This is a genomic window from Umezawaea endophytica, from assembly GCF_025061645.1.
GTDB classification, from domain to species: Bacteria; Actinomycetota; Actinomycetes; order Mycobacteriales; family Pseudonocardiaceae; genus Umezawaea; species Umezawaea endophytica.
Window position 1 is genome coordinate 465,377 of record NZ_JANYMP010000002.1, and the last position, 12,792, is coordinate 478,168.

13 protein-coding genes are annotated in these 12,792 nt (G+C 71.1%); 6 read left to right on the top strand and 7 right to left on the bottom strand.

Features of this window, described 5'->3' with window-relative positions; genetic code table 11:
* Positions 1–17: 17 nt before the first annotated feature.
* Genes NZH93_RS05650 through NZH93_RS05675 form a run of 6 tightly spaced genes read right to left on the bottom strand, consistent with a single transcriptional unit; the run spans position 18 to position 5,959 of the window.
* Positions 18–1,106, bottom strand: coding sequence for an ABC transporter substrate-binding protein (locus NZH93_RS05650; protein ID WP_259621832.1), 1,089 nt, complete (start codon positions 1,104–1,106; stop codon positions 18–20).
* A 26-nt stretch (positions 1,107–1,132) separates the two neighbouring features.
* Complete coding sequence (locus NZH93_RS05655; RefSeq protein ID WP_259621833.1) at positions 1,133–2,479, bottom strand: sulfate adenylyltransferase subunit 1; 1,347 nt, start codon at positions 2,477–2,479, stop codon at positions 1,133–1,135.
* Positions 2,480–3,379 carry a sulfate adenylyltransferase subunit CysD gene (cysD, locus tag NZH93_RS05660; protein WP_259621834.1) on the bottom strand — a complete coding sequence of 300 codons (900 nt, stop codon included), beginning with the start codon at positions 3,377–3,379 and terminating at the stop codon, positions 2,480–2,482.
* Between the two features lie 35 nt (positions 3,380–3,414).
* Positions 3,415–4,116 (bottom strand): phosphoadenylyl-sulfate reductase, encoded by a 702-nt coding sequence (locus NZH93_RS05665; protein ID WP_259621835.1) that lies wholly within the window; start codon positions 4,114–4,116, stop codon positions 3,415–3,417.
* On the bottom strand, positions 4,113–4,277 hold the full coding sequence (locus tag NZH93_RS05670; RefSeq protein WP_106192632.1) for an Insertion element protein: 165 nt from the start codon (positions 4,275–4,277) through the stop codon (positions 4,113–4,115). The genes NZH93_RS05665 and NZH93_RS05670 overlap by 4 nt, the downstream gene beginning before the upstream one ends.
* On the bottom strand, positions 4,274–5,959 hold the full coding sequence (locus NZH93_RS05675) for a nitrite/sulfite reductase (protein ID WP_259621836.1): 1,686 nt from the start codon (positions 5,957–5,959) through the stop codon (positions 4,274–4,276). The genes NZH93_RS05670 and NZH93_RS05675 overlap by 4 nt, the downstream gene beginning before the upstream one ends.
* Positions 5,960–6,257: 298 nt before the next feature.
* Here NZH93_RS05675 and hemW point away from each other — a divergent pair, with 298 nt between their 5' ends.
* The 6 genes from hemW (at position 6,258) to NZH93_RS05705 (ending at position 11,810) form a co-directional block, all read left to right on the top strand.
* Positions 6,258–7,472: a radical SAM family heme chaperone HemW gene (hemW, locus tag NZH93_RS05680; RefSeq protein WP_259621837.1), complete on the top strand. Its 1,215-nt coding sequence runs from the start codon at positions 6,258–6,260 to the stop codon at positions 7,470–7,472.
* 79 nt (positions 7,473–7,551) lie between these two features.
* A complete protein-coding gene (gene hrcA / locus NZH93_RS05685; protein ID WP_259621838.1) occupies positions 7,552–8,574 on the top strand; it encodes a heat-inducible transcriptional repressor HrcA in 1,023 nt (340 codons plus the stop codon).
* A 106-nt stretch (positions 8,575–8,680) separates the two neighbouring features.
* The gene (dnaJ, locus tag NZH93_RS05690) at positions 8,681–9,844 is read left to right on the top strand and encodes a molecular chaperone DnaJ (RefSeq protein WP_259621839.1); all 1,164 of its coding nucleotides are present in this window, start codon (positions 8,681–8,683) and stop codon (positions 9,842–9,844) included.
* On the top strand, positions 9,841–10,578 hold the full coding sequence (locus tag NZH93_RS05695; protein ID WP_259621840.1) for a 16S rRNA (uracil(1498)-N(3))-methyltransferase: 738 nt from the start codon (positions 9,841–9,843) through the stop codon (positions 10,576–10,578). The genes dnaJ and NZH93_RS05695 overlap by 4 nt, the downstream gene beginning before the upstream one ends.
* A gap of 212 nt (positions 10,579–10,790) precedes the next feature.
* Positions 10,791–11,456 carry an alpha/beta hydrolase family protein gene (locus tag NZH93_RS05700; RefSeq protein ID WP_259621841.1) on the top strand — a complete coding sequence of 222 codons (666 nt, stop codon included), beginning with the start codon at positions 10,791–10,793 and terminating at the stop codon, positions 11,454–11,456.
* Positions 11,457–11,465: 9 nt separating this feature from the next.
* Positions 11,466–11,810 carry a histidine triad nucleotide-binding protein gene (locus tag NZH93_RS05705; protein WP_259621842.1) on the top strand — a complete coding sequence of 115 codons (345 nt, stop codon included), beginning with the start codon at positions 11,466–11,468 and terminating at the stop codon, positions 11,808–11,810.
* Positions 11,811–11,819: 9 nt separating this feature from the next.
* Here the strand turns inward: NZH93_RS05705 and NZH93_RS05710 are convergent, their stop codons facing one another.
* On the bottom strand, positions 11,820–12,638 hold the full coding sequence (locus tag NZH93_RS05710; RefSeq protein WP_259621843.1) for a GNAT family N-acetyltransferase: 819 nt from the start codon (positions 12,636–12,638) through the stop codon (positions 11,820–11,822).
* Between the last annotated feature and the right edge of the window lie 154 nt (positions 12,639–12,792).

Consider the following 12,792-nt stretch of genomic DNA (forward strand, 5'->3'; position numbering starts at 1 on the left):
TTCCCTCGGCTGTTCGGCTACTTCTTGTCCAGGCCCGCGGTGTCGACGGTGGGCTTGCCCGCCGCGGAGAGCACCTTGTTCAGCAGGGTGAAGTCGGCGAAGCCGGTCACGTCCGCCGCTTCCTTCGCCACACCGGCCGTCACGGCGTCCTTCGCCAACTGCGGGAAGTGCTTGGCCTGCGGGTCGACCGTCAGCTCGATGTTCTCGAACGCGCGGTCCAGCACCGGCTCGCCGAGCGCCTTGCTGGTCAGCTTCTTCAGCGACTCGTTGACCGCGGTCTTCGCCTCGGCCTTGTTGTTCACGGCCCAGTCGATCGCGGCGACCTCACCCTTGAGCAGCGCCTCCACAGTCTGCGGGTGCTCCTTGAGGAACTGGGTGCGCACGATGATCACGGTGGTGGGGAATTTGCCCTGGTCCCACAGCGTCTTCTCGTCCACCAGCACCTTGGCGCCCGCGTCGATCACCAGCCGGGACGACCACGGCTCCGGCGCCCACGCGCCCTGGATGCCGCCCTGCTTGAACAGGTCCAGGCTCGCCGCGTTCTCCGTGTTGGTCACGTTGACCTGGTCCGGCGCGCTGCCGACGGCGAACTTCTGGTCCACCAGCCACTTCTTGAACGACACGTCCTGCGTGTTGGCCAACTGCGGCGTGCTGATGGTCTTGCCCTTGAGGTCCGCCGCGGAGTTGATGTCCGACTTCACCACGAGCTGCGCGCCGCCAGAGGTCGCGCCCGCGACCAGCCGCACGGCCTCGCCCTTGGACTTCGCGTAGGCGTTGATCGCCGGGCCGGAACCGATGAACGCCACGTCGAGCGACCCGCCCAGCAGCGCGTTGACCTCGTCGGGGCCCGCGTTGAACGTCTGCGTCGTCAGCTTGGTGGAGCCCAGTTCCTTGGCGAACAGGCCCTTGTCGACGCCGATCAGGGCGGCGGCGTGCGTGACGTTCGGGAAGTAGCCCAACCGCACCTCGGCGGCGGGACCCTTGTCGTCGGACGCGGCCGGGGCCGCTGAGGTGTCGTCGCCGCCCGCCCGTGAGCACCCGGCGAGCGTGGCGAAGGTCGTGAGGACGGCGAGGGACGTGGCGAGGATTCTGCGGTTGCTGCTCACGGCTGCGGGGACCTTTCGGGGAATGTTCAGGGGCCGGGGGAGACGAGGGCGTGGTCGTCGGTGAGGGGGGCGGTGCTCCCGCCCTCGGTACAGCTATCCACGCCGTCCAGCACCGGGAGGCCCGCGCCCACGAGGCCCGCGGCGAGCGTTCCGCCGTCGGCCGCGTCGATCACCAGGAACGCGCCGGTGCGCCTGCTGCTGTAGTACCCGTCCACCGGGAGCGGCTCCGCCGTGCGGATCGCGACCCGGCCGATCTCGTTGAGCCCCAACGAGGAAGGACTGTCCACACTGGCCAGTCGCTGCTCGTCGAAGCGCGCGCGCAGTTCCGTGACGATCGCCTGCACGGTGCGGGCGCCGTGCTTGACCAGCACGCGGGCGCCCGGCGTGAGCGGCTTCTCCGACAGCCAGCACAGGGTGGCGTCGAACTCGTCGGTGACCTGCGGGGGAGTGCCCGCCGCGGCGATCAGGTCGCCGCGGGAGATGTCCAGGTCGTCGGCCAGCAGCAGCGTCACGGACTGGCCCGCCGCCGCTTCGTCGAGCGGCCCGTCGTAGGTGTCGATCTTCTCGACGGTGCTGCGGAGCCCGGCGGGCAGGACGACGACCTCGTCGCCCACCTTGACCGTGCCCGACGCCACCAGGCCCGCGTAACCCCGGTAGTCCAGGTGTTCCGGCGTGCGCGGCCGGATCACGTACTGGACCGGGAAGCGGAAGACCGCGTCGTGCGGGTCGGCCTCGACGGGGACGCTCTCCAGGTGCTCCAACAACGTCGGACCGGAGTACCAGGGGGTGTTCGCCGAGTGCTCGACGACGTTGTCGCCCGCGAGGGCCGACACCGGGATGTGCACCACCGCGTCCGGGCTGTAGCCCAGCGCTGTCGCGTGCGCGGTGAACTCCTTGGAGATGCGGGCGAACGTGGTCTCGTCGAAGTCGACCAGGTCGATCTTGTTGACGGCCAGCACGAGCTGCGGCACGCCCAGCAGCGCCAGCACGGCCGCGTGCCGACGGGTCTGCTCGATGACGCCCTTGCGCGCGTCGACCAGCAGGATCGCCAGTTGCGCGGTGGACGCGCCGGTCACCGTGTTGCGGGTGTACTGCACGTGGCCGGGGGTGTCAGCGAGCACGAACGAGCGCTTGTCGGTGGCGAAGTACCGGTACGCCACGTCGATCGTGATGCCCTGCTCGCGCTCCGAGCGCAGGCCGTCCACGAGCAGCGAGAGGTCCGGGGTGGTCAGGCCGCGGTCGGCGCTCGCGCGGTGCACGGCGTCGAGCGTGTCGGCCAGCACCGACTTGGTGTCGTAGAGCAGACGCCCGACCAGCGTGGACTTCCCGTCGTCCACGCTGCCCGCCGTCGCCAGCCTCAACAGGTCGCTCATTTAGAAGTAGCCCTCCCGCTTGCGGTCTTCCATGGCTGCTTCGGACAAGCGGTCGTCGGCCCGCGTGGCGCCGCGCTCGGTCAGCCGCGACGCGGCCACCTCGGCGATGACCTCGCGGATGTCGGACGCCTCGGACTCCACCGCGCCGGTGCACGAGCCGTCGCCGACCGTGCGGTAGCGGATCGTCTTGTGCAGCACGGTCTCCTCGGGCCGGGGACCGCCCCACGGGCCTTCGGTCAGCCACATGCCGTCGCGCAGGTACACGTCGCGCTGGTGCGAGTAGTAGATCGACGGCAGCTCGATGCCCTCGCGCTCGATGTAGTTCCACACGTCGAGCTCGGTCCAGTTGGACAGCGGGAAGACCCGCACGTGCTCGCCCGCGCGGTGCCGACCGTTGTAGAGGTTCCACAGCTCGGGGCGCTGGCGGCGCGGCTCCCACTGACCGAAGCTGTTGCGCAGGCTGAAGATGCGCTCCTTCGCCCGTGCCCGCTCCTCGTCGCGCCGACCGCCGCCGAAGACCGCGTCGTACTTGTGCGAGGTGATCGAGTCCAGCAGCGGCACCGTCTGCAACGGGTTGCGCGTGCCGTCCGGGCGCTCTTCGAGACGCCCGTCGTCGATCCAGTCCTGGACCTTCGCCACTTCGAGCCGCAACCCGTGCTGGGCCACGACCTGGTCCCGGAACTCGATGACCTCGTCGAAGTTGTGCCCGGTGTCGACGTGCAGCAGCGGGAACGGCACCGGCGCGGGCCAGAACGCCTTGATCGCCAGGTGTACGAGCAGCGTGGAGTCCTTGCCGCCGGAGAACAGGATCACCGGTCGGTCGAACTCGCCCGCCACCTCGCGGAAGATGTGGATCGCCTCGGATTCAAGGCGGTCCAGGGTCGTCTGAGGAGTCGGCACCGTGTCTACGCTCGATCCTGCAAGCAGATCTTCGTTCATCCGTGGAGCCCGCATTCCGTCTTGGACTGCCCGGCCCACCGACCGCTGCGGGCGTCCTGGCCCGGCAGCGGCTTCGCGGTGCACGGCGCGCAGCCGATGGAGGGATAACCGGCCTGCACCAAGGGGTTCTCCAGGATCCCGTGCTCGGCGATGTAGGCGTTGAACTCGTCGTCGGTCCACGGCGCGATCGGGTTGACCTTCACCAGCCCGTTGCGCTCGTCCCACTGCACGATCGGCGTGGTCGCCCGCGTCGGCGCGTCCACCCGGCGAACGCCGGTGACCCACGCGTCGTACTGGGACAGCGTCCGCTGGAGCGGCACGACCTTGCGCAGCGCGCAGCACCGGCCGGGGTCGGTTTTGTTCAGCAGGCCGAACTCGGCCTCCTGGTCGGCCACCGACTGCTCGGCGGCGGCGTTGACGATGTGCACGTCCGGGTAGACCAGGTCCACCGCGTCACGGGTGCCGATGGTCTCGGCGAAGTGGTAGCCGGTCTCCAGGAAGAGCACGTCGATGTCCGGCTTCGCCTTCACGGCGAGGTCGACCAGGACGGCGTCCTGCATGTTGGAGGCGACGATCCAGCTCTCGCCGAACGTCCGCGCGGTCCACTCCAGCGCCTCCGCGGCGGTGGCGTCGGCCAGTTCGACCGACGCGGCCTCCGCGATCACCCTCAACTCCTCGGTCCGAGTGGTCGTGGTCATCGCTTCACCTCCTGAGGAAGATGCAGTCCAACGAACTTCACCGTGAAAACACGACGGCAGCCGGTGCACAGCCAGGCCGCGTGGGGCTCCTCCTCGGGACGCAGGTCCTCGTCACCGCAGTAGGGGCAGTAGAAGGGCGTGGCCCTTTCCGTGGCACTCACTTCAGGTCACCCTCTTCGGCGCGCAGGACCCACTGGGCGAACCGCTCGCCCTCGGTGCGCTGCGCCACGTAGTGCCGCACGACCCGCTCGACGTAGTCGGACAGCTCGGCGGCGGTCACCTTGTGCCCGCGCACCTTGCGGCCGAAGCCCGCGTCCAGCCCGAGGCCGCCGCCGAGGTGCACCTGGAAGCCCTCGACCTGGTAGCCGTCGGCGTCCGTCACGATCTGGCCCTTGAGCCCGATGTCGGCGGTCTGGATGCGGGCGCACGAGTTGGGGCAGCCGTTGATGTGGATGCTGACCGGCGCGTCGATGTCGCCGACGACGTCCGCCAGCTTCTTCTCCAGCGTGCTGACCAGGTCGACCGCGCGGGCCTTGGTCTCCACGATCGCGAGCTTGCAGAACTCGATGCCGGTGCAGGCCATCACGCCGCGCCGCCACGGCGACGGCTCGGTCTGGAGCCCCAGCTTCGCCAGGTCGCCTTGCAGCGCGGGCACGTCCGCCTCGGCCACGTCCAGCACGACGAGCTTCTGCTGCGGCGTCAGGCGAACCCGACCGGAACCCGCGCGCTCGACGGCTTTGGAGACCTCGACGAGCGTCGACCCGGACACCCGGCCCGCGATCGGCGCCGCGCCGACGTAGAACAGGCCGTCCCGCTGCCGGTGCACGCCGATGTGGTCGCGCGGCTGCGCGGGCACCTCCGGCGCGGGGCCGTCGATCAGCGTCCGCTTGAGGTACTCGGTTTCGAGGACTTCCCGGAACTTCTCCGGCCCCCAGTCCGCCACCAGGAACTTGATCCGCGCGCGGTGCCGCAGACGCCGGTAGCCGTAGTCGCGGAACACGCTGATCACCCCGGCCCACACGTCCGGCACCTCGTCGCGGGGCACCCACGCGCCGAGCCGCTTGCCGATCATCGGGTTGGTGGACAGGCCGCCGCCGACCCACAGGTCGAAGCCGGGGCCGTGCTCGGGGTGCTCCACGCCGACGAACGCGATGTCGTGGATCTCGTGCGCCACGTCCGGGAGCCCGGAGATGGCGGTCTTGAACTTGCGCGGCAGGTTCGAGTACGCCGGGTCGCCGATGTAGCGCTCCAGGATCACGTCGATCGCCGGGCTGCCGTCGACGACCTCGTCCACGGCGATGCCCGCGACCGGGGAACCGAGGACCACGCGGGGGCTGTCCCCGCAGGCCTCCATCGTGGTCAGACCCACGCCTTCCAGCTTCTGCCAGATCGCGGGGACGTCCTCGATGCGGATCCAGTGGTACTGGATGTTCTGCCGGTCGGTGATGTCGGCCGTGTCGCGCGCGTAGGTCTGCGAGACCTCGCCGAGCACCCGGAGCTGCTCGGTGGTCAGCCGACCGCCGTCGGAGCGCACCCGGAGCATGAAGAACTCGTCGTCCAGCTCCTCCGGTTCCAACGTGGCCGTCCGGCCGCCGTCGATACCGGGCTTGCGCTGCGTGTAGAGGCCGTACCAGCGGAAACGGCCCCGGAGGTCGGCCGGGTCGATGGAGGCGAAACCGCCGTGCGCGTAGATGTTCTCGATCCGCGCGCGGACGTTGAGCGGGTTGTCGTCCTTCTTGCTGCGCTCGTTGGGGTTGAGCGGTTCGCGGTAGCCGAGCGCCCACTGCCCCTCACCACGGCGTTGCTTGGTGCCGCGTTGAGACGTCGTAGTCGGGGGGACCATCGTCGTCCTCCGGGGTTTCGGGGCGCTGGGCGCGCGCAGCCGAGTCCCGGTGGAGCCGTGGTGGGGGTCTCGTCAGCGCACCCGGCGCCGACGGGAACAAGTCAATAGCAGGCGCGGGCTATGCCGAAGGACGGCACAACGCGCTGGAGACACGACGGAAGTCGACGTGGCGGCGTACCACCAGGCGGACTCCGGTCGAGGTCATGGCTTGAGAGTGCCACCTGTCCACCCCGTGGTCCACAGCCAACCGAATGATGGGACGGCGTTCGAACCTGTGTTAAGTGGGAGACTGGACCCCATGCCCTCCGCTCTTCCCGCTGGTGATCCCGCACCCGCCGACGGCTCGCTGCCGCCGTCGGCGTTGGCCGGGCTCGGCAGCCGTCCGTTCGGCGTCTACGTCCACGTCCCGTTCTGCGCGACCCGCTGCGGCTACTGCGACTTCAACACCTACACCGCCGGTGAACTGGGCACTTCCGCCTCCCCGCAGTCGTGGCTGGAGGGCCTGCGACGGGAGCTGGACCTGGCCGCGTCGGTGCTCGGCACCCCACCCCGCGCTGACACCGTGTTCGTCGGCGGTGGCACACCGTCACTGCTGGGCGCCGACGGGCTGTCCGACGTGCTGGCCGCGGTGCGGTCCTCGTTCGGCCTCGCGCCCGGCGCGGAGGTGACCACGGAGTCCAACCCCGAGTCGACGTCGGCCGAGTTCTTCGCGGGCATCCGTGACGCGGGTTACACCAGGGTGTCGCTGGGCATGCAGTCCGCCGCCCGCCACGTGCTCCAGGTCCTCGACCGCAAGCACACGCCCGGCAGGCCGGTCGACGCCGCCCGCGAGGCCCGCGCCGCCGGGTTCGAGCACGTGAACCTCGACCTCATCTACGGCACACCCGGTGAGACCGCCGACGACCTCAAGGGCTCGCTCGACGCCGTGTACTCGGCGGGCGTCGACCACGTGTCCGCGTACGCGCTGATCGTCGAGGAGGGCACCGCGCTGTCCCGCAAGATCAGCCGAGGCGTGCTGCCGATGCCCGACGACGACGTGCTCGCCGACAAGTACGAGCAGATCGACGCGGCCATGACCGCACAGGGCCTGCCCTGGTACGAGGTGTCCAACTGGGCGACCGACGCCGCCGCCCAGTGCGCGCACAACCTCCTGTACTGGCGCGGCCACGACTGGTGGGGCGCCGGACCCGGCGCGCACAGCCACGTCGGCGGCCTGCGCTGGTGGAACGTGAAGCACCCCGCCCGCTACGCCGAGGTGCTCGCCGCGGGCCAGTCGCCCGCGGCCGGGCGCGAGCTGCTGACCTCGGACGACCGCCGTGTCGAACGCGTCCTGCTGGAGCTGCGCCTGCGCGACGGCCTGCCGCTGGACGTGCTGGACACCGACGGCCAGGCGGAGGCGAAGCTCGCCGCGGACGACGGCCTCCTGGAGCCCGACGCGCTCGCCGCGGGTCGCTGCGTGCTGACCGATCGGGGGCGGCTGCTCGCCGACGCCGTCGTGCACCGGCTCACATGAGGCCGGATCGGTGCACCGGTGGACGTCCCGGCTCCGTAAACTTGACCCAGGAGCGCTCAACTACTGGAGGTGACCTTTCGTGAACGCGGATGAACGCCGATTCGAGGTGCTGCGCGCGATCGTCGCCGACTACGTCTCGAACCAGGAGCCCGTGGGCTCGAAGGCCCTGGTGGAACGGCACAACCTCGGGGTCTCCAGCGCCACCGTGCGCAACGACATGGCCTCGCTGGAGGAGGACGGCTACATCGCCCAGCCGCACACCAGCGCGGGCCGCGTGCCCACGGACAAGGGCTACCGCCTCTTCGTCGACCGGCTCGCCGAGATCAAGCCGCTGTCGACCGCCGAGCGCAAGGCGATCCACACCTTCCTGGAGGAGGCGCTCGACCTGGACGACGTGTTGCGCCGCAGCGTCCGGCTGCTGGCCCAGCTCACCCGCCAGGTCGCCGTCATCCAGTACCCGGTGCTCAGCGGGTCGAACGTGCGGCACCTCGAAGTCCTCCGCATCACGCCCGCGCGGCTGATGCTCGTGCTGATCACCGACACCGGCCGCGTCGACCAGCGGTCCGTCGACCTCGGCGACGTGATCACCGAGGACAACGTGGCCAGGCTCCGGGCGATGCTGAACTCCGCCATGGTCGGCCGACGGCTGGCCGAGGCGTCCGCCAAGGTCGCCGAACTGCCCGACCAGTCACCGGGCGACCTGCGCGCCGTGATGATCCGCATCAGCACCGTGCTCATCGAGTCGCTGGTGGAACACCCGGAGGAACGCCTGGTGCTGGGCGGCACCGCGAACCTCACCCGCAACGTGGCAGACTTCCCCGGCTCGCTCCGGCAGGTGCTGGAAGCGTTGGAGGAGCAGGTCGTGGTGCTCAAGCTGCTCGCCGCCGCGCGTGATCCGGGAACGATCCTGGTGCGCATCGGCGAGGAGAACGAAGCCGCCGAGATGCGCAGCACCTCGGTGGTGTCCATCGGCTACGGCAGCCATGACAACCTGCTGGGCGGCATGGGGGTCGTGGGCCCGACCCGCATGGACTACCCGGGGACCATGGCGGCCGTTCGAGCGGTCGCCAACTACGTCGGGGAGATCCTGACCGCGCGCTGAGGGGCGCGGAATACGCGGAGAACGCAGTCACGTTCGACGTTTCGGTACGCGAGCACGGGAACAGACGCAAGCGGGCGCGGGATCGCACCCGCAGGAGGACAACACGGTGGCGAGGGATTACTACGGCACGCTCGGGGTCGGGAAGAACGCGACCCCGGAGGAGATCAAGCGCGCCTACCGCAAGCTCGCGAGGCAACTGCACCCGGACGTGAACCCGGACGCGGAAGCGCAGTTCAAGGAGGTGACCGCCGCCTACGAGGTCCTGTCGGACCCGAAGAAGCGCCAGGTCGTCGACCTGGGCGGCGACCCGCTGGAGTCGGGTGGCCGCGGCGGTGGCGGGGGCATGGGCGGCGACCCGTTCTCCGGGTTCGGCCTCGGCGACATCATGGACGCGTTCTTCGGCGCGAACAGCGGCGCCGGCGGCGGGCGCGGTCCGCGCAGCCGCGTGCAACCCGGCTCGGACGCGCTGATCCGGCTCGACATGACGCTGGAGGAGTGCGCGGCGGGTACGAGCCGCGAGCTGACCGTCGACACGGCCGTCCTGTGCGACCGCTGCCACGGCGGCGGCTGCGCCGACGGCACCTCGCCGATCACCTGCGACACCTGCGGTGGCCGCGGCGAGGTCCAGTCCGTGCAGCGGTCGTTCCTCGGCCAGGTCGTGACGGCCCGCCCGTGCCCGGTGTGCCGCGGCTTCGGCGAGGTCATCCCGGACCCGTGCGGCCAGTGCGGCGGCGACGGCCGGGTGCGCTCGCGTCGGACCATCAACGTCCAGATCCCGCCCGGTGTCGCCGAGGGCATGCGCGTCCGCCTCGCGGGCCAGGGCGAGGTCGGCTCCGGCGGTGGCCCCGCCGGTGACCTGTACGTGGAGATCGAGGAGCAGCAGCACGACGTGTTCGAGCGCGACGGCGCCGAACTGCACTGCGTGGTGCGCATCCCGATGACGGCCGCCGCGCTCGGCGCTGTCGTCCCGCTGCCCACCCTGGACGGCGAGGAGGAGCTGGACATCGAGCCCGGCACCCAGCCGAACACGGAGCTGCTGCTGACCGGCCGGGGCATGCCCCGGCTGCGGTCCAACGGCCGGGTGGACGGGCGGGGTGACCTGCACGTGCACCTGGAGGTCGTCGTCCCGACCAAGCTCGACGCCCGGCAGACCGAACTGCTGCGCGAACTGGCCACCGAGCGGGGCGAGGAAGAGCCCACGTTGGCGCACAACGGCAAGAGCGGCGGCGGGTTGTTCTCCCGCCTGCGCTCCGGCCGCGGCAACAGGTGACGCTGCCGGTCTTCCTGGTCGACGAGCTGCCCGCGGGGGACCGCGGACTGCTCGACGGCCCGGAGGGCAGGCACGCGGCCACCGTGCGGCGGCTGCGCGCGGGGGAGGAGCTGGTGCTCTCCGACGGCTCCGGCGACCAGGTGCGCTGCGTGATCGACGAGGTGCTGGACAAGGACGCCCTGCGCCTGACCGTGGTCGAGCGCTGGACCGTCCCGGACCCGGCGCCGCGCGTCGTGCTGGCGCAGGCGCTGGTGAAGGGCGACCGCGGCGAACTGGCCGTGGAACTCGCCACCGAGGCGGGCGTCGACGGCGTCGTGCCGTGGCGCGCGGCCCGGTGCGTGACCAAGTGGGAAGAGGGCCCGCGCGGCGCGAAGGCACTCGCCCGCTGGCGCAGCACCGCCCGTGAGGCCGCCAAGCAGGCCCGCCGAGCCCGCGTGCCCTCCGTGGCCGAGCCGGTGGGCACGGCGGGGCTGGCGCGGCTGGTGACGACGTCGGCACTGGCGCTGGTCCTGCACGAGTCGGCCACCGCGGCGCTGGGGTCGGTCGAGCTGCCGGAGGACGGGGACGTGCTCCTGGTGGTCGGCCCCGAAGGCGGCATCACGGACCAGGAACTGGTCACGCTCACCGAAGCTGGTGCTCACGCTGTGCGACTGGGCCCCACCGTGCTGCGGGCGTCGACGGCCGCGGCCGTCGCGTTGGGTGCGCTGGGTGTACTCACCAGTCGCTGGGAGTGAACATTGCGGGCCTTTTTGCTTACTCCTAGCGAACTAGTGCGCAAAGGAGTTACTCTAATCACCTGAGGGGGCGAACACGTTTGGCCTCTTCGGACCATAACTCGCCGGACACCTCCCCCCTCGGTCCGGCGTCGCCGCGGCGCAGCGGGACGACCCCCAGGTCCCCCTGCGCCGCGGCACCTTTATGTCCGGACCCTGGTTTGATCCAGCCCATGGACCGCATCGCCTACGGGGACCACCCGAGCCAGTTCGCCGAACTCACCGTTCCCGCGGACGCCGATCCCGTTCCGGTCGTCGTGGTGGTCCACGGCGGTTTCTGGATGCAGCGGTACGGCTTGGACCTGGGACGCCCGCTCGCCGAGGACCTGGTCGCGCACGGCGTCGCGGCCTACAACGTCGAGTACCGCAGGATCGGGGACGGCGGCGGCTGGCCCGCGACCGGTGCCGACGTCCTGGCCGCCATCGACGCGCTGGACGACCCCCGGCTCGACCTCGGCCGGGTCGTCACGCTGGGCCACTCCGCGGGCGGTCACCTGGCCGTGTGGGCGGCGGCCCGTCACGACCGGGTCACCGGGGCCGTCTCCCAGGCGGGCGTGCTGGACCTCGCCGCGCACCCCCGGTCGGCGTACCTGCTCGGCCCGGACCCCGACTACGCCGACGCGTCACCGATCGAACTGCTGCCGATCGGCGTCCCGGTGGTCTGCGTGCACGGCGAGGCCGACGTGGACGTGCCGGTCGGCCAGTCCGAGGCGTTCAGCGCCGCGTCCGGCTGCGAACTCGTCCGGCTCGCGGACGTCGGGCACATGGACCTGGTGGACGTGCGCACCGGGGCGTGGAAGGTGTGCCGCGAAGCCGCGCTGCGGCTGGCGGGTCGGTAACCTCGCCGCATGTCGGACGACTGCCTGTTCTGCCGGATCGTCGCCGGGGAGATCCCCGCGACCGTCGTGCACGAGACCAAGACCACCCTCGCGTTCCGCGACATCGCGCCCCAGGCGCCCGTCCACGTGGTGCTCGTGCCGAAGCTGCACGAGCCGCACGCGGTGGCGCTCGCCGAGCGCGCGCCCGGCGAGCTGACGGACCTGTTCGTGGCCGCGGGCGAGGTCGCCGTGGCCGAGGGGATCGCCGACAGCGGCTTCCGGCTGCTGTTCAACACCGGCGCGGACGCGGGCCAGACCGTGTTCCACGCGCACCTGCACCTGCTCGGGGGCAAACCCCTTGGCCCGCTCGCCTGACGCCGACGCTCAGCCCAGCGCCTGCATCAGCGGTACGTGCAGGCGGGCCCGGTCACCGGGGACGTCGGTCGCGCCGAACACCATCAGGTCGACCGAACCCCGTTCCACCAGGCCCTTCCGCACCAGCCACGAGCCGAGCTCGTCCCGGTAGGCGTCGACCTTCAGGTCGCCGTCCGCTCCGACGGCCAGGTCGGAGATCAGCGTCCTCGCCTCCTCGACGGAGCCCGCCACCACCGGGCCGACCGCGAGGCCGTCGACGCTCCGCCAGGTGGCCGCGAAGCCTCCCGCGCCGTCGAGGCGCACCTGGTCGGCGAGGCGGAAGTAGTCCTTCCACAGCTCGCCGCGGTTCGCGCCGAACACCGCGGCGTCCGCCTCGACGACCGCGGGCAGGTCGGCCCGCAGCGCGGCGCGGGTCGTGCCGGACAGCTCGCCGGGGGCGAACGAGCCGGAGTACGTGGTCAGCCTGGCCACGCTCCGGAAGCCGAGCTTCTCGTAGAGCGGGCGGCCCAGCGCCGTGGCGTGCAGCGAGACCACCGGGCACCCGGCGTGCTCCAGCGCGTGCTCCACGAGCCGGGTGCCGAGACCCTGCCCGCCGTGGGTGGAGGCGACGAGCACCATGCTGAGGGCGGCGTGCTCGCCGCTGAACCGGGTGACGAGGGTGGTGCCCACCAGCGCGCCCGAACCGTCGAAGAGTCCGTACCCGGTGCCCTGGTCGAGCAGGAGGCCCCACTTGCGGTCTTCCGCGGGCCAGCCGCGGTCGGAGGCCAGCTTGAGGCAGGCGGCCAGGTCGTCGTAGGCGAGTTCGCGCAAGGTGAGATCGGTGTCCACGGTGGTCCAGTACACACCGTCCGTCCACCCGGTTCGCCGCTGCCTCCACGGGGCGGGATTACCGCCTTCAGGCGAGGTGGAGGTCAATTCGATGCGTTTTGTCGGTGTCGACGACTAATATCGGCCCTGTCAACGATGACCTACCAGGATTGGC